This window comes from Flavobacterium tiangeerense, from assembly GCF_007830355.1.
Classification (GTDB): Bacteria; Bacteroidota; Bacteroidia; order Flavobacteriales; family Flavobacteriaceae; genus Flavobacterium; species Flavobacterium tiangeerense.
Genome location: NZ_VLKO01000005.1, coordinates 81494 through 98127 on the forward strand (window position 1 = coordinate 81494; position 16634 = coordinate 98127).

12 protein-coding genes are annotated in these 16634 nt (G+C 35.8%); 5 read left to right on the top strand and 7 right to left on the bottom strand.

Annotation, left to right across the window (positions count from 1 at the left end):
• Nucleotides 1-857: 857 nt before the first annotated feature.
• The 3 genes from IQ05_RS06615 to IQ05_RS06625 all read right to left on the bottom strand — a co-directional run bounded on the left by IQ05_RS06615 (nucleotide 858) and on the right by IQ05_RS06625 (nucleotide 2775).
• Nucleotides 858-1571 (bottom strand): tRNA1(Val) (adenine(37)-N6)-methyltransferase, encoded by a 714-nt coding sequence (locus tag IQ05_RS06615; protein ID WP_144891256.1) that lies wholly within the window; start codon nucleotides 1569-1571, stop codon nucleotides 858-860.
• A gap of 116 nt (nucleotides 1572-1687) precedes the next feature.
• Nucleotides 1688-2212 carry a ribosome maturation factor RimM gene (gene rimM, locus IQ05_RS06620; RefSeq protein ID WP_144891258.1) on the bottom strand — a complete coding sequence of 175 codons (525 nt, stop codon included), beginning with the start codon at nucleotides 2210-2212 and terminating at the stop codon, nucleotides 1688-1690.
• 14 nt (nucleotides 2213-2226) lie between these two features.
• Complete coding sequence (locus IQ05_RS06625) at nucleotides 2227-2775, bottom strand: 30S ribosomal protein S16 (protein ID WP_086454734.1); 549 nt, start codon at nucleotides 2773-2775, stop codon at nucleotides 2227-2229.
• A gap of 364 nt (nucleotides 2776-3139) precedes the next feature.
• Here IQ05_RS06625 and IQ05_RS06630 point away from each other — a divergent pair, with 364 nt between their 5' ends.
• Entirely contained in the window at nucleotides 3140-3496 is a 357-nt protein-coding gene (locus IQ05_RS06630; RefSeq protein WP_086454735.1) for an RNA recognition motif domain-containing protein, read from the top strand.
• Between the two features lie 56 nt (nucleotides 3497-3552).
• On the opposite strand, the gene leuB is transcribed toward IQ05_RS06630, so the two are convergent.
• From leuB to leuC, 4 genes are all read right to left on the bottom strand, one after another.
• Complete coding sequence (gene leuB / locus IQ05_RS06635; protein ID WP_144891260.1) at nucleotides 3553-4614, bottom strand: 3-isopropylmalate dehydrogenase; 1062 nt, start codon at nucleotides 4612-4614, stop codon at nucleotides 3553-3555.
• Between the two features lie 119 nt (nucleotides 4615-4733).
• Nucleotides 4734-6254, bottom strand: a complete 1521-nt coding sequence (locus IQ05_RS06640) for an alpha-isopropylmalate synthase regulatory domain-containing protein (protein ID WP_144891677.1) — start codon at nucleotides 6252-6254, stop codon at nucleotides 4734-4736.
• 83 nt (nucleotides 6255-6337) lie between these two features.
• Nucleotides 6338-6934, bottom strand: coding sequence for a 3-isopropylmalate dehydratase small subunit (gene leuD, locus IQ05_RS06645; RefSeq protein WP_144891262.1), 597 nt, complete (start codon nucleotides 6932-6934; stop codon nucleotides 6338-6340).
• 115 nt (nucleotides 6935-7049) lie between these two features.
• Nucleotides 7050-8444: a 3-isopropylmalate dehydratase large subunit gene (leuC, locus tag IQ05_RS06650; RefSeq protein ID WP_144891263.1), complete on the bottom strand. Its 1395-nt coding sequence runs from the start codon at nucleotides 8442-8444 to the stop codon at nucleotides 7050-7052.
• Between the two features lie 693 nt (nucleotides 8445-9137).
• Here leuC and dnaE point away from each other — a divergent pair.
• The 4 genes from dnaE to IQ05_RS06670 all read left to right on the top strand — a co-directional run bounded on the left by dnaE (nucleotide 9138) and on the right by IQ05_RS06670 (nucleotide 16595).
• Nucleotides 9138-13682: a DNA polymerase III subunit alpha gene (dnaE, locus tag IQ05_RS06655; protein ID WP_144891265.1), complete on the top strand. Its 4545-nt coding sequence runs from the start codon at nucleotides 9138-9140 to the stop codon at nucleotides 13680-13682.
• A gap of 204 nt (nucleotides 13683-13886) precedes the next feature.
• Complete coding sequence (locus tag IQ05_RS06660; protein ID WP_144891267.1) at nucleotides 13887-14822, top strand: outer membrane beta-barrel protein; 936 nt, start codon at nucleotides 13887-13889, stop codon at nucleotides 14820-14822.
• A gap of 348 nt (nucleotides 14823-15170) precedes the next feature.
• A complete protein-coding gene (trxA, locus tag IQ05_RS06665) occupies nucleotides 15171-15488 on the top strand; it encodes a thioredoxin (RefSeq protein WP_024980008.1) in 318 nt (105 codons plus the stop codon).
• Between the two features lie 159 nt (nucleotides 15489-15647).
• Nucleotides 15648-16595, top strand: a complete 948-nt coding sequence (locus IQ05_RS06670; protein WP_144891269.1) for a DUF58 domain-containing protein — start codon at nucleotides 15648-15650, stop codon at nucleotides 16593-16595.
• The last annotated feature ends 39 nt before the right edge of the window (nucleotides 16596-16634 follow it).

The following is a 16634-nucleotide window of genomic DNA, read 5'->3' on the forward strand; positions in this document are numbered from 1 at the left end:
CTGAAAGGACGATAACTTTAGGTACTATTCTTATTGTTTAATGCACCGCCCCGCTGATTTACTAATTTTGCTACTTTCGGGTCGCTTTATTTATGTTACATAATCTTTTTGATTATGTTTTTAGTCATTTTTCAGCGCAAAAATAGGTCAAAAATTTTCTGCCAACTTTTAAAAATCTTTAAAAGAAATTTATAAGACAAAGATATTGCTGAAGTAGAGTTTGGCTTTACACTTAAAGTGTAAATAAAGTTAAACAATAGACAAGTCAGAAATAATTAAGTTTTTGTGCTTTTTTTATTAATTTGTATCTGGTTTTGTTTGTGCTTTATTCCAATTTAATTGATTGTGAGTTAAAAAAAGGTTGTTTTGTATTTATTTAAAATAGAATTTTTATTTTTTAAGATTTAGTTACACTGGAGACATTCTTCAAAGGGTCATTTTTTTGGATTTTAGTCCTGCATAGTTAAAACATAAACTACCTTTCCCTTTTAATCTTGCTATATATTTATTGATCGGTTAACTCAATTAATATCCATCATTTTCTATTTTTTTTTAAAAAAATCGTGCAATTTACACTGAGCTTTACTCCTGATGGAAGAATTTTTTAATTAGCTTTTTAATTTCTTAAGATTAGAGCATTTATTTAGGATTCATTTCTCACTTGTTATTTATATTTTTGGGGGCTATATAAGTTGATAATATACATGAAATAAAATACAATTGCATTTTATTTTATGAATATTATGTAAGAAGGGAACTAAGTCATTTTAGAAAAGGACTTTACTGTTCTTTTTTTATAAATAGTTTTACCCTTTCTATCAAGAGTCGTATTTGTTAGTTGAGTGTAGTTAAAGTGTCTACATCTTCAAATAAAAATCCTTAGTCAAGGCAATATATTCTGGGGTGTATACGTGTCTTGCCGTTTCGATAATTAATTCGTCAACTGCAAAATTAGTAGTTTCTTTTCGAGTAAATGCGAGTAAACTACGTTTGATTTCAGTGGTTGGTGTTCCTTTTACGCGAGTGATTTTTAAGGGATACAACTCGTATGCTACGGCTAAAGCCAAGAAATTTTCTTCTTCTTTGTAAGGAATGATTACGGAGAATATTCCGTTTTCAGAAAGTAATAAATCGGCGGCTTCAATCAATTCTTCAAAAGGCATCGCATCAGCAAAACGTGCTATATCGCGCTGCTCGTTATCTGTTTTGTAATCTTCGGTATAAAAAGGAGGGTTGGAAACAATTACATCGTATTCGTATTCGGGTTCTTCAACAAATTCATCTAAACCGGCATGATAACAAAATAACCGATCGCTCCATAGAGAATTTTCAAAATTATCTGTTGCTTGTTCGTAGGCATCTTCGTCAATTTCTAAAGCATCAATTTGCTCTGCGTTGCTTCTTTGTGCCAGCATCAGGGCAATGATTCCAGTTCCAGCACCAATATCTAAAATACTAAAAGGATTATTGCTTATAGGAGTCCAAGCGCCAAGAAGAACTCCATCGGTGCCAATTTTCATAGCACAACGGTCTTGTTCAACCGCAAATTGTTTGAATTGGAATTTAGACATAAGTAGTATTAGATTGTAGTGTAATGAATGCTGTCCTTTGTGATATTCAACTAGAGATAATTGCAGATTTCGAGAGATTGACCACTGTGACTGAGTACTGATTACTGCCTACTAAATTATAGGTACATCTCGATCAGACCCTCTGGTAAATCCATGATTACTTTTTTGTTTTCACGATCTATTTTAACTAAGAAATGGTCAATCATAGGGATTAAGATTTCTACACTGCCATTTAAAACCTCAAATAAAGGTTGTGCAGTGGTGTCATTGATAGATTCTATTTTACCAACGATTCCTAGGCGTTTGTCTTCAACTTCAAACCCAATTACTTCGTGGAAATAAAACTTGTTACCGGTAAGTTTTGGCAACATTTTTAAGGGTAAATACAAATCATTGCCTATAAGTGCATCGGCTTCTTCTTCGGTATTTGTATCTTCAAAACGGATTCGTAAAAAATCGTTTTTGTGCAGCGAACTGCTTTCAATAAAAAAAGGAACCAAGTGTTTGTTGCATTCAACAAACACTGATTCCAAGTTTTCGTATAACTCAGGTTCGTCCGTGTCTAAATAGGCAAGAACTTCCCCTTTGAAACTAAATTTTTTAGCGATTTTACCTAAGTAGAAACAATCTTCTTTATGCATCGTCGCCTTCTAAATTATGCTTCAGTAGTTTCGTTGTTTTCTTCAGCAGCAGGAGCCTCTTCAGCAACTTCTTCTTCAACAGCAGGAGTTGCAGCAGCAATAGCATCTGCCTCTGCTTGTGCAGCAGCAGCTAAACGTTTTGCATTTACTTCTTGTTCTGCTTTGAAAGCTTTAGCTTTATCAGCAGCTTGAGCTTTAGTCAAACCTTCTTTTTTAGCGTCAACTTTACCAGCTTTAGCTTCTAACCAAGCCGCTAATTTTGCATCAGCTTGCTCTTGTGTTAAAGCACCTTTACGAATACCTCCATCAAGGTGGTGTTTCAATAAAGCACCTTTGTAAGAAAGAATTGCTTTTGCAGTATCTGTAGGTTGTGCACCGTTGTGTAACCATTTTACTGCGCTTTCAAGGTTTAACTCGATAGTCGCTGGGTTAGTGTTAGGATTGTAAGTACCAATTTTTTCTAGGTATTTACCATCTCTTTTTGAGCGTGCATCTGCAGCTACAACCCAGTAAAAAGGTTTTTGTTTTTTACCGTGTCTTTGTAATCTAATTTTTACTGACATAATCTTGTGATTAAATTTTGAGGTACTCGACCTCGATTAATTAAGGGTGTAAAGATACATTTTTTATTCCAAATTACTAATGCGAATTTTAAAATAATGTAAAGGAATAGGTTAGGTGATTTTATTGTTATTTTCTGGTAAATGGATTTTTAGTTTTGTCAGGAGCTAAGATCTATTAAATAATTTTTTCAATCTGTTCTTTTTGAAATAAAACAGGGTAGTTTTAGAAAAACAAAGATCAGTTTGTTGTATTTATTTCTTAGTTTTAAAAACGCAAATTCAAAATAAAATCATAAATAAGCTAATATATAGTAGATTAGAGAAAAATAGCAGTACATTTGTTGTATTATTTAAATAAGTACATATGAATATTTTTGTTGGAAGCCTTCCATTCAGTATTGAGGAAGCAGATTTAAGAGAGTCTTTCGAGGCTTACGGAGCAGTTGATTCAGTTAAAATTATCTCAGATAAATTTACAGGAAGAAGTAAAGGATTCGGTTTTGTTGAGATGCCAAATGATGATGAAGCTCAAAAAGCAATTGACGAGTTGAATGGTGCTACTGTTCAAGGACGTGCAATTGTAGTAAACAAATCTGAGCCTAAACCTGAAGGTGAAAGAAGAAGTTTTAATAACAACCGTGGAGGTGACTCTCGTGGTGGTTATGGTGGAAACAGCCGTGGTGGAGACAACCGTGGTGGTGGAAACAGAGGAGGATATTAATATTTTTTTCTAGCTATAAAAAAAGGTGTCAATGAAAATTGACACCTTTTTTGTTTTTACAGGTTTGCAACAAGCCAGTCACCTACTTCGCTTGTTTTGTAAGCTTTGTTTCCTTTGCTAACTAAATCCTCGGTTACTATTCCTTGTTCTAGTGAACTATTTACAACTGCTCTTATAGCTTCTGCTTCTTCTTTTAATCCAAAAGCGTCTTCAAACATCATGGCTGCAGATAAAATTGTTGCCAGCGGATTTGCAATATTGAGTCCCGTTGCTTGAGGATATGATCCGTGGATGGGTTCGTATAACGAAGTATGTTCGCCCACAGATGCCGAAGGCATTAATCCCATAGATCCTGATATTACCGAAGCTTCATCCGTTAATATATCACCAAATAGATTTTCAGTAATCAACACATCATAAGAATTGGGCCATTGCACTAGTCGCATGGCTACGGCATCAACAAATTCATAGGAAACTGTAACTTCTGGATAGTCTTTTTCCATGGCTTGAACGGTTTCTCTCCATAGCCTGGAAGTTTCCATAACGTTAGCTTTGTCCACACAACATAGTTTTTTAGAACGGCTCATGGCCAATTCAAAGCCTTTTTTTGCCAGTCGTTTCACTTCTGCTCTTGTATAAGTACAAGTGTCGTATGCGGTTTCGCCATCGTCTAATCTTCCTTTTTCACCAAAATAGATCCCACCGGTTAATTCTCTTAGGAAAATCAAGTCGGTTCCCTCTATGCGTTCTCGTTTTAATGGGGAATTATCAATCAAAGATGGGAAAGTAAAAGTAGGTCTCACATTAGCAAATAAGCCTAGTTTTTTTCGCATAAGCAACAATCCTTGTTCTGGTCGTACAGTTGCGGTTGGGTCATTATCGTATTTTGGATGACCAATAGCTCCAAACAGTACTGCATCTGCAGCAAGACAAATTTCATGGGTTTCATCTGGATAAGGAACGCCCACCGCATCAATAGCACATGCGCCTGTTAATGCTGGTGTCCAAGTGATTTCGTGCTTGAATTTTTTTGCTATCGCGTCAGAAACTTTTACGGCTTCGTTGATTACTTCGGGTCCAATTCCGTCTCCGGCTAAAAGGGCTATGTTTAATTTCATTTTTAAAGTATTTTTTATTTTAAGGTTCAAAGTGGTAAAGGGATAAAGGTTAAAAGGTTCAGAGTCAAAGAAATAAAAAACTTTGAACCTTTGTCACTCTGAGCCTTTGTGCCTTTTTTTTAAGGAATAACATTCAACATTTTTTGTGTTGCAATGATAGCTGCAACGGTCTGGTCAGAATCTAATCCTCGTGTTTTGAATTCTTTACCATTGTTTAGCCATGTTATTATAGTTTCGCATAATGCATCAGAACTACTTCCTGGTGGGATTCGTACTGCATAATCTATCAAATGAGGCAATTCTAAATTTTTGCTTTTGTATATTTTTGTCAATGCATTCATAAAAGCATCAAATTGTCCATCACCTTGTGCGTGTTCTTCAATCACTTCTCCATCAATTTTTAGTGATAAGGTGGTTGATGGACGCATGCCTTTTGCATGAGATAATATATAGGACTCAACAATAATTTTTTCTTGATAAGTTTGACTGTCTAAAACATCAGAGATTATATAAGGTAAATCTTCTTTGGTAACGGTTTCTTTTTTATCACCTAATTCAATGATACGTTGCGTAACTAATTTTAAATCTTCAGGGTTTAATTGAAGGCCTAATTCCTGAAGATTTTTTTCAATATTAGCTTTGCCAGATGTTTTGCCTAAAGCATACTTTCTTTTTCGACCAAAACGTTCTGGTAATAGATCGTTAAAATAAAGGTTATTTTTATTGTCTCCGTCAGCATGAATACCGGCTGTTTGTGTAAATACATTATCACCTACTATAGGTTTGTTTGCCGGAATTCTATATCCTGTAAAAGTTTCGACCAACTTACTCACTGAATATAAGGATGATTCTTTTACGCCAATTGCTATTTCCGGAAAAAAGTCATTGATAACGGCAACGGCACTTTCAAGTGGAGCATTTCCTGCACGCTCTCCCATGCCATTTACAGTAACGTGTAGGCCATGAATACCAGCTTTTATAGCTTCCATGACATTTGCAATGCTTAAATCATAATCATTGTGGGCATGAAAATCAAAATGGATGCTAGGATATCGCGTTGTGATTTTCGAAATGAACTCAAGTGTTTCTGATGGGATCAATACTCCCAATGTATCTGGAAGTAAGATTCTTTTCACGGGCTGTTGTGTTAGGAAATCTAAATATTGAAATACATATTCAGGAGAATTACGCATGCCGTTGCTCCAATCTTCTAGATATACATTTGTAGAAATGTTATTTTCTTGGGCTAATGCAATGGCTGCAGCAATTTCATCAAAGTGTTCTTGGGGAGTTTTTTTTAACTGATGCGTTAGATGATTCAAAGATCCTTTGGTTAATAAATTTTGAACTTTAGCACCTGTTTTTTTCATCCATTCAATAGATAATCCGCCATCTACAAAAGTGAGTACTTCTATTCTATCTGTATAATTTTGTTTATTGGCCCAAGCCATAATGCCTTTTACTCCCTGAAATTCTCCGTCGCTCACTCGTGCAGAGGCAATTTCTATACGGTCAATATTTAATTCTTCGATCAATAATTGTGCAATGGTCAATTTTTCTGCAGCAGAAAAGGATACTCCTGAGGTTTGTTCACCATCACGGAGCGTTGTGTCCATTATTTCAATTTTTCTTTTCATCATTATAAATTTGGAACTCAAAAAACCAACTTTTTACGAGCTGTATTTTTAGGTTTTACGATAGTGCTTCGTATTTGATTTTGTACTTAAAAGGGACGTGTGTTTGCAAATTCTTTAATATCTTCTTTCATGTTTTGTAGGTAATCAATATCATCAAAACCGTTGATCATATTGTTCTTTTTGTAGCCGTTAATGGCAAAAGATTCTTGCTGACCTGTGGTTAACAAGGTGATGGTTTGATTTGGTAAGTTGATTTCTAGTTGCGTAGAAGGATCTTCGGCAATGGCTTTAAAAATAGAATCGGCAAATTCGGGGCTCACCTGTACAGGCAAAACACCAATATTGAGACAGTTTCCTTTAAAAATATCTGCAAAAAAACTAGATACAACTGCTCTAAAGCCGTAATCATATACCGCCCATGCGGCGTGTTCACGAGAAGAACCAGAGCCAAAATTTTTCCCGCCCACTAAAATTTTACCGCTGTAGGTACTGTCATTTAAAACGAAATCTTTTTTGGGAGATTCGTCCGAGTTGTATCGCCAATCTCTAAATAAGTTGTCGCCAAAACCTACACGCTCAGTTGCTTTTAAGAAACGAGCTGGAATGATTTGGTCCGTATCTACATTTTCTATCGGCAGTGGTACTGCGCTACTAGTTAGTATATTGAATTTATCGTATGCCATTTTTATTTTTTATTAGCCCCTCAACCCCCGAAGGGGAGTTGTTGGAGGCGAAAGTTGTTTTTTTTTAATTGTACTATTTATTTTGTTGAAAATTCTCCCTTTGGGAGTTAGGAGGCTACATTAATTTTCTTGGGTCTGTTAAAACTCCGGTAACAGCAGCAGCGGCAGCCATAATAGGACTTGCAAGCAAAGTCCTTGAACCAGGGCCTTGTCTTCCTTCAAAATTTCTATTGGATGTACTTACTGCATATTTTCCTGCAGGAACTTTATCATCATTCATGGCCAAACAGGCAGAACAACCGGGCTGACGCAATACAAAACCAGCTTCGGTAAGAATGTCTAGAAGACCCTCTTCTTTGATTTGTGCTTCCACAACGTGAGAACCTGGAACCAACCATGCTGTTACGTTATCGGCCTTTTTTCGTCCTTTTACAATTTCGGCGAAAGCCCTAAAATCTTCAATACGACCGTTAGTGCAGCTCCCTAAGAAAACATAATCAATTGGTTTGCCTATCATCACATCATCTTCTTGAAAACCCATGTAGGCCAATGATTTTTTATAGGTTTCGGCGCCACCTTCTACTCGGTTGGCGTTTGGAATATTTTTTGAGATACCAATTCCCATCCCTGGATTAGTTCCGTAAGTAATCATTGGCTCGATATCTGTTGCATCGATATTTAATTCAGCATCAAAAATAGCATCAGCATCGGTTTTTAAGGTTTTCCAATATGCAACGGCTTTTGTCCAAGCTTCGCCTTTTGGAGCATATAATCTTCCTTCAAGGAAATCGAATGTTTTTTGATCTGGAGCAATCATGCCACCACGAGCACCCATTTCTATGCTTAAATTGCACACGGTCATTCGGCCTTCCATCGACATTTCTTCAAAAACATTTCCTGCGTACTCAACAAAATAGCCTGTTCCGCCAGAAGTGGTCAGTTGAGAAATGATATAAAGGGCTACATCTTTTGGACCTACGCCTTTGCTTAAAGTTCCGTTTACATTGATGCGCATTTTTTTTGGTTTGGGTTGCATGATGCATTGGGTAGCCAAAACCATTTCGACCTCAGAAGTTCCTATTCCAAAAGCGATTGCTCCAAAAGCACCGTGCGTAGAGGTGTGCGAATCTCCACAAACTATTGTGGCTCCTGGCAAAGTAATTCCGTTTTCTGGCCCTACAACATGCACGATTCCGTTTTTGTGATGTCCTAATCCCCAGTGTGAAATGCCGTACGTGGCTGCATTATCCTCCAAGGCTTGCAATTGATTTGCTGATAGAGGATCAACAACAGGTAGGTGTTGGTTTATAGTTGGGGTATTGTGATCTGCAGAGGCAAAAGTACGCTCTGGGTATAAAACCGTTACATTTCTAGCTTTTAATCCTAAAAAAGCTACTGGACTTGTAACCTCATGAATGAAATGGCGGTCAATAAAAAACACATCTGGTCCATCTTCTATTTTGCGCACCACGTGTGCATCCCATACTTTGTCAAATAATGTAGTACTCATTGTATAAATTTTAGTTTTGTGGCCAAGTAAGCCTTAGGATAATCAAGAACGCAAAACTAAAAAAAGGAGTTAATGTGTATTTTTGATTTTTTCAATTTATACGATGCCCAAAAGCTCAACCAAATATTTCATAACTGAATTTTGTATTTTTGACTTCTTTTTTAAAAGTGTGATTTTTAATTTTGACAAAATGTGTTGTCGTTTTTTTAATTTTTGATATTTATCGAATAGTTAGTATTTATGCTTTTGAAGTAGTTTGAGTTGTGAATATTTAACGGAATTAGATTAAAATTGATTTTTTTTCAATTTTAAATTCGTTGTTTGACTATTGATATAACTATTTTAAACCTAATTTTAGGAATAAGTTGGTTGTTTTTTAATTGTCTTACGTTATTTTTTTTGTTGAAATACTACGACATCCAAAAATTAATATGTGGTCTTTTTATCTTTATAACACAGTATGATTTAGACGATTTGTTCCAAGTCATTCTGGTTTTAGTAGGAGAATAGTCTTGGAAAATAAATTTGTTTTTGTTAGTAACTTAGCTTTAGTTCTACTCAAAAAAAACTAAATTTGAAATTCATTTTTTGCTACTTTCATTAATTTTAAAGTGTTTAAAGCCAGTTAAATACACTGTCTAAATCTATGAGTTTAGACACCCTTTCCTTTGGGGAGGGCTGGTGAGGGGATTTATGTACTTAATATTCGATACCGAAACCACAGGATTACCAAAGCGTTGGGGCGCTCCCATTTCTGACACAGACAATTGGCCGAGATGTATTCAAATTGCTTGGCAGTTGCATGATGATATGGGAAAACTCATCGAGCATCAAGATTATTTGGTCAAGCCCGAAGGTTTTAATATACCGTATGATGCGGAACGAATTCACGGTATCTCTACGGAATTGGCAGATGCCAATGGCGTTTCATTGTCTGAAGTTTTAGAGAAATTCAATATTGCTTTAGGTAAAGCGAAGTTTATTGTGGGTCAAAATTTAGGTTTTGACATCAATATTATGGGTTGCGAATTCTATCGAATGGGAGTGGAAAGCCAAATGAGCTCGATGCCTATTCTGGATACGTGTACTGAAATTACTGCTTCCTTATTGAAATTACCAGGAGGTCGTGGAGGCAAATTCAAATTGCCTACGTTGACAGAGTTGCACTCGTATCTTTTTAATAAACCTTTCGGCGAAGCACACAACGCTACTGCCGATGTGGAGGCAACAACACGCTGTTTTTTAGAATTAATACGTCGTGAAATTTTTACGAAAGAAGAACTGGATGTTCCGGTTTCTTATTTCAAAGATTTCCAAAGTAAAAACCCAACCGAAATCAAACTCATTGGGTTAAAACATATCAATTTAAAGAAGGCTTCAGATAAAATCCGACAACAATTTGGCGAAAAGCAAGCGCCTACTGTTTCTAAAGAGGACCTTTCGGAGAATAAGAAAGTTTTAGTTGAAGCGCCCTTTGTTCATTTGCACAATCATACCCAGTTTTCGGTATTGCAATCTACCATTAGCATTGCTGCATTAGTCAAAGCGGCAGCGCAACAAAAAATGCCTGCGGTTGCCATGACCGATCATGCGAATTTGATGGGAGCGTTTCATTTTGTGCGTGATATTTTAAATCACAACAAAGCAGCGGTGGCTAAAAATAATGCGGCAATAGAAAACGGTGAGGAACCTACCGAAGTTCCTATGAAACCTATTGTAGGTTGCGAATTTTTTGTTTGCGAAGACCATAAAAACAAGTCGGTTAAGGATAATGGATACCAAATAGTCCTTTTGGCGAAGACCAAAAAAGGATATCATAATTTGGCTAAAATGTCTTCTATTGCATATACTGAAGGATTTTATTATGTACCCAGAATCGACAGGAAAGTTATTCAGGAATTCAAAGAAGATATTATTGTTTTGTCTGGAAACTTGTATGGTGAAATACCAAATAAGATTCTAAACATTGGTGAAAACCAAGCCGAAGATGCTTTGATCTGGTGGAAAAATGAATTCAAGGACGATTTTTATATTGAGGTCATGCGCCACAATCAAGAAGATGAAAATAGGGTGAATACTTCTTTGATTTCATTGGCAAGAAAGCACGATGTTAAGATCGTTGCCACAAACAATACCTTTTATATAGACAAGGAAAATTCGAATGCACATGATATTTTGCTTTGTGTGCGCGATGGTGAAAAACAAACTACACCTATTGGTCGTGGCCGCGGCTATCGTTATGGGTTGCCAAATCAAGAGTACTATTTCAAGTCTGGGGACGAAATGAAGCAACTCTTTGCTAATTTACCAGAGGCGATTTCAAATATTTCGGAGATTGTAGATAAAATTGAAATTTATGATTTGGCTCGCGAAGTATTGCTTCCAAAGTTTGAAATTCCAGTTGAATTTAATAATCCCGAAGACGCCGTTGATGGTGGAGTGAGAGGTGAAAATGCGTATTTGAGGCATCTTACTTTTGAGGGAGCTAAAAAAAGATATCCTGTAATTACTGAAGAAATTCAAGAACGATTGGATTTCGAATTATTAACGATTTCTAATTCTGGTTATCCTGGATATTTCTTGATTGTACAGGATTTAATCGCCGAAGCCAGAAGTATGGGCGTTTCGGTAGGTCCAGGAAGGGGTTCTGCGGCGGGATCGGTAGTGGCGTATTGTTTGAAAATTACCAATATAGATCCTTTAAAGTACAACTTGCTTTTTGAGCGTTTCCTGAATCCGGATCGTGTGTCATTACCCGATATTGATATCGATTTTGATGATGAAGGCCGAAGCAGTGTGATGGATTATGTGATCCGAAAATACGGTTCCAAGCAAGTGGCGCAAATTATCACCTATGGTAAAATGGCTACCAAATCAGCAATTCGTGATACTGCTCGTGTACTAGATTTACCACTTTTTGAAGCAGATAAAATTGCGAAATTGATTCCGGGAATGATGCCGTCTAAGTGGAATTTAGCTCGGTTTTTAAATGAAAAAGAAGATATCATAAAAAAAGCGGTTCGACCGGAAGAGTATGATAAAATAAAAGAATTAATAGGACTTGCCAATGAAGATGACCTTGGAGGTGAAACCATTCAGCAAGCCAAAGTTTTAGAGGGGAATCTAAGAAATACGGGGATTCACGCTTGTGGAGTGATTATTACACCAAGTGATATTACTAATTTTGTTCCTGTGGCTACGGCCAAAGATTCGGATTTGTATGTGACTCAATTTGATAACTCGGTGGTAGAGAGCGCTGGTTTATTAAAGATGGACTTCTTGGGTTTGAAGACCCTAACGTTGATAAAAGATACCGTTAAGCTAGTAAAATACCGAAGCGGAATTGAGCTCAATCCAGATGAGTTTCCTATTGATGATCTAAAAACATACGAGCTTTTTCAGCGCGGTGAAACGGTTGGTATTTTTCAGTATGAAAGTCCTGGAATGCAAAAATACATGAAGGAGTTAAAGCCTACGGTTTTCCCCGATTTAATTGCCATGAATGCCTTATACCGTCCGGGTCCGATAGCTTATATTCCGAGTTTCGTCAAGCGAAAAAATGGTGAGGAAGAGATTATTTACGATCTTGAAGCTTGCGAAGAATTACTTAAGGATACCTACGGAATTACCGTTTATCAAGAGCAAGTAATGCTTTTATCCCAAAAACTGGCTGATTTCTCTAAGGGTGATGCCGATGTTTTGCGTAAAGCAATGGGAAAAAAGCAAAAGGACGTTTTGGACAAAATGAAACCTAAATTTATCAGTCAGGCTGCCGCCAAAGGGCATGCCGAAGATAAACTGGAGAAAATTTGGAAAGACTGGGAAGCCTTTGCGGAATATGCCTTTAATAAATCCCACTCTACTTGTTATGCTTGGATTGCTTATCAAACGGCCTACTTAAAAGCAAATTACCCTGCAGAGTATATGGCAGCGGTACTGTCTAATAATATGAGTGATATCAAACAAGTTTCTTTCTTTATGGAAGAGTGTAAGCGAATGGGCTTGCAAGTTTTGGGTCCTGATGTAAATGAATCATTCTATAAATTTACTGTAAATGATGATTATGCGGTACGTTTTGGGATGGGAGCTATAAAGGGTGTCGGTTCTGGTGCAGTTGCAACCATAGTGGAGAGAAGAAAAGACGGGAAATACAAATCCATTTTTGATTTGACCAAACGAATTGATTTGCGTGCTGCCAATAAAAAAGCGTTAGAAAACTTAGCGCTGGCTGGAGGTTTTGACTCTTTTGGCGATACAACTAGAGCGCAATACTTTCATGATGATGGAGACGGAATAACGTTTTACGAAAAAGCGATTCGGTATGGAGCTAAGTTTCAAGAAAACGAAAATTCCTCTCAAGTAAGTTTGTTTGGCGATGCTAGCGAGGTGCAAATTGCTGAACCTGTAGTGCCTCCATGTGAAGATTGGAGCACGATGGAAAAATTATCAAGAGAAAAGGAGGTTGTAGGTATTTACATCTCTGGGCATCCGCTGGATGATTTTAGATTTGAAATAAAATATTTTTGCAATGCTCGTTTAGATGCGCTCAGAAACATGGAGCAGTATGTAGGTAAGAATTTAACCTTTGCCGGTATTGTAAGTAATTTTCAACGCCGAACCGCTAAGAATGGTAAGGATTGGGCAATATTTACACTCGAAGGATTTGAAGAGAGTTTTGAGTTTAAAATTTTTGGTGAAGAGTATCTCAAGTTTTATCATTTTTTATACAATAATCAATTTGTGTTTATAAAAGTACTCATTAAAGAAGGTTGGGTCAATCAGGATACAGGCAAAAAAAGTGAGCCAAGAATGCAATTTGTAGAGGTTAAGCAATTGCAGGATGTGTTGGCTACTTTTGCCAAAAAACTTATTTTGTATCTTAACATAAATGATTTACATGCTGAATTTATTCACAATTTAAGTCGGCTTTTTCAAGAGTATAAAGGAGATAACACCGTTTCATTTGAAGTAATGGAACTCGAAAAAATAAAAAAACTTATTCCAGTTGCAACACCAGATATAGATCCAGAAGAGATGAGTTTTGCAGATGATTTAGAAGATGTTGAGGCTGGCAATGGGGAACTGGGTGAAGCAACGGCAGTAGTAAAAGTAGAAGAGGTTGAGGAGATAAAAGTAGTTACAAAGCTAGCAATGGCTAGTAGAAAATTGAAAGTTAAAATTTCAAATGAATTACTATTTGAGTTAGAGAAAATGCAAATTAATTTTAAACTAAATTAATGTTTGGGATGTGATTTGTAATTCGTACAAATTTATTTGTAAGCTTTAAAATTGTAGGAATGACTTTTGTAATTTTTTTTCAACACTTTTTATAAAGTATTGATTCTTAATGAATAGTTAAATTTAACATCCATCTTCATGCAATTTTTGAGAAATTATTAGTGTAATTGAAGTACTTTTGCATAAAATATAAAAAACAATAGCATGAAAAAACAGTTATTCTTATTGGGATTCGCACTATGCACAATGACGATGGTAGCCCAAACAGAAAAAAATGAAAGTTGGTATTTTAAATTAGGTGGTTCTTATTTTATGCAAACTGCAGCTACAGAATTTCCAACCGTTGGAGGGAACTTACCCTTAAATAGAACTTACGTTGGAGGTAAATTAGTTTCTGAAGAAAGTGTAACAGGATCTTTTGGAGAAGGTTTTAGAACTGGATTAACTGCAGGATACAGATTTAATACAAGAGTTGGATTTGAAATGGGTGTAAATTATTACTCAAGTGCTGATAAAACAATGGCTCAAACAACTACTGATGCTAATACTCCTAGTATTTATAATTTTAAATCTGTAGGTAAAATTACCGCTTTTGACTTAGCTCCTTCCTTAGTATTATTTTTAGGTGAATCTAATGGTTTTGAGCCATACAGTAAGGTTGGTGTAATTGTTCCTGTACATGGAGATTTAGAAATTACTACAGATGCAACTCCTGCGATTGGATTTAATCCAGCAACTAGCTCATATGTTTACGGGAATGTTCATAGTGTTGATAAAGTGAAACCAAATCCTACTGTAGGTTTTATGGCGGCATTGGGTACTTCATATAAATTAGGGAAAAATATTTCAGCATTTGCTGAATTAGAATACCGTAACTTTACAGTTCATGGAAAAAGTAAAGAGACGACTAGTTTCACAGTTAATGGTAATGATGCTTTAGCAACCAGAACAAATTCTCAAATCAACACCAATTATGTTGATCGTTTGGATGTGAATTCTAATAACCCATTGTTTAATCCAAATACAGCAACGCCGGATACTAAGGATACTACTAGACCAAATGACAAAATGGATGAGTTGAGTTCTTACGTAGGTATAAGCGGTTTAGGATTAACTCTTGGATTGAAGTACAGTTTGTAATTTAATAAAAAGTTTTAAGAAGAAGGGGTGTTCGAAAGAGCATCCCTTTTTTTGTTTGAAAAAATAAGTTTCGGAGATTGTTTTCATAGCCCTGATGGAAGCGGCATCTCCCGATTTAGAAAAACAAGGCTTTTTAGCCGTAGTTTTTATTTATCGGGAATACAGCGTACAGCGGGAAAAAGCTCCAAAAGAAAATAAATTTCTAGTATAAAGTAAGTATATAGGAATTGATAATAGATTAATAGTCAAAACTAATTTAGGAATAGTGATTGATTTGTTTTTAATTTATAAATTTGTACTCTAGTTTGAATATTTAAAAATTCAAATCATAAACTTAAAATATATATTATGGCATTAGCAATAACGGATGCTACTTTTGAAGAAGTAGTTTTGAAATCAGACAAACCAGTAATGGTAGATTTTTGGGCAGCATGGTGTGGACCATGTAGAATGGTAGGTCCAATCATTGATGAATTAAGCAACGAATACGAAGGGAAAGTTGTTGTTGGTAAGGTTGATGTTGATGCCAATCAAGAATTTGCTGCAAAATACGGTGTTAGAAATATTCCAACGGTATTGGTTTTCCATAATGGAGAAGTAGTAGGAAAGCAAGTAGGAGTAGCTCCTAAGCAAACGTATGCAGATAGTCTTGACGCTTTGTTGTAATTAACATTGAAGTTTTAGAATCAATTTTAGATATCAAAAAGGTTTGGCGCAAGTCAAACCTTTTTTTGTTTAAGAACAGTTTTGTGTTTTATTTTGGGCTAATCTTGTTATGTAGCGCTTTAATTTTTAAATCATTTAATCTTTTAATATATTTGGATTATGAAGATTGAATCGCAAATAGAAAAGATTACTAGTTTCCAGCACCTTGAATTGCTCGCTAATCAAGTTGTAGAAGGATTTATTTCAGGGATGCACAAGAGTCCGTTTCATGGCTTTTCGGCAGAGTTTGCTGAGCATAAAGTATACAATGCAGGCGAGAGCACAAAGCATATTGATTGGAAGCTGTATGCCAAAACCGATAGGTTGTATACCAAACGTTATGAAGAAGAGACTAATTTAAGATGTCATATTATAATTGATAATTCGTCTTCTATGCATTATCCTCAATTGTTAGCGAACCAAAACTTTTTTGATAACAAGATAGGATTTTCAGTATTGGCCTCGGCGGTATTGATGAATTTATTAAAGAAACAGAGAGATGCTGTTGGATTAAGTGTTTTTTCGGATACGTATGAGTACTATGCACCTGAGAAAGGAAGCGACCGACACCACAGAATGATTTTAAATGCTCTTGAAGGCTTGTTGCAAAAGCCTATGGTTGCAAAAAATACAGATACCATAACATATTTACATCAAATAGCCGAAAAGATGCATCGTAGGTCTATGGTCATCTTGTTTACGGATATGTTTCAGAGTTTTGACGAGTCTGTTGATTCTAAAAAAGAACAAGCCTTATTTAGTGCCCTACAGCACTTAAAGCACAATAAGCATAAAGTAGTCTTGTTTCATGTAATTGACGGCAAAACGGAGCTTGATTTTGAATTTGACAATACACCTAGAAAGTTTGTTGATGTGGAAACAGGAGAAGAAGTTGCTGTTTTCTCAGATACGGTTCAAGAAGAATACCAAAATCAGATGCAATTATACTTAAAAAAGCTGTCTATGACTTGCTCACAAAACAGAATTAAGTACGTTCCAGTTCATGTTGATGAAAATTTTGAAAAAATAATGATGACATATTTAGCTGAAAAACAAAACTTTGGATAATAAGCGATAATTTTTTTGAAATTATTTTTAAAAAAGGCT

Coding starts and splice junctions, on each gene's coding strand:
- IQ05_RS06615 (WP_144891256.1), bottom strand. CDS start 1,571: ATGTCTAAATTCCAATTCAAACAATTTGCGGTTGAACAAGACCGTTGT.
- rimM (WP_144891258.1), bottom strand. CDS start 2,212: ATGCATAAAGAAGATTGTTTCTACTTAGGTAAAATCGCTAAAAAATTT.
- IQ05_RS06625 (WP_086454734.1), bottom strand. CDS start 2,775: ATGTCAGTAAAAATTAGATTACAAAGACACGGTAAAAAACAAAAACCT.
- IQ05_RS06630 (WP_086454735.1), top strand. CDS start 3,140: ATGAATATTTTTGTTGGAAGCCTTCCATTCAGTATTGAGGAAGCAGAT.
- leuB (WP_144891260.1), bottom strand. CDS start 4,614: ATGAAATTAAACATAGCCCTTTTAGCCGGAGACGGAATTGGACCCGAA.
- IQ05_RS06640 (WP_144891677.1), bottom strand. CDS start 6,254: ATGATGAAAAGAAAAATTGAAATAATGGACACAACGCTCCGTGATGGT.
- leuD (WP_144891262.1), bottom strand. CDS start 6,934: ATGGCATACGATAAATTCAATATACTAACTAGTAGCGCAGTACCACTG.
- leuC (WP_144891263.1), bottom strand. CDS start 8,444: ATGAGTACTACATTATTTGACAAAGTATGGGATGCACACGTGGTGCGC.
- dnaE (WP_144891265.1), top strand. CDS start 9,138: ATGTACTTAATATTCGATACCGAAACCACAGGATTACCAAAGCGTTGG.
- IQ05_RS06660 (WP_144891267.1), top strand. CDS start 13,887: ATGAAAAAACAGTTATTCTTATTGGGATTCGCACTATGCACAATGACG.
- trxA (WP_024980008.1), top strand. CDS start 15,171: ATGGCATTAGCAATAACGGATGCTACTTTTGAAGAAGTAGTTTTGAAA.
- IQ05_RS06670 (WP_144891269.1), top strand. CDS start 15,648: ATGAAGATTGAATCGCAAATAGAAAAGATTACTAGTTTCCAGCACCTT.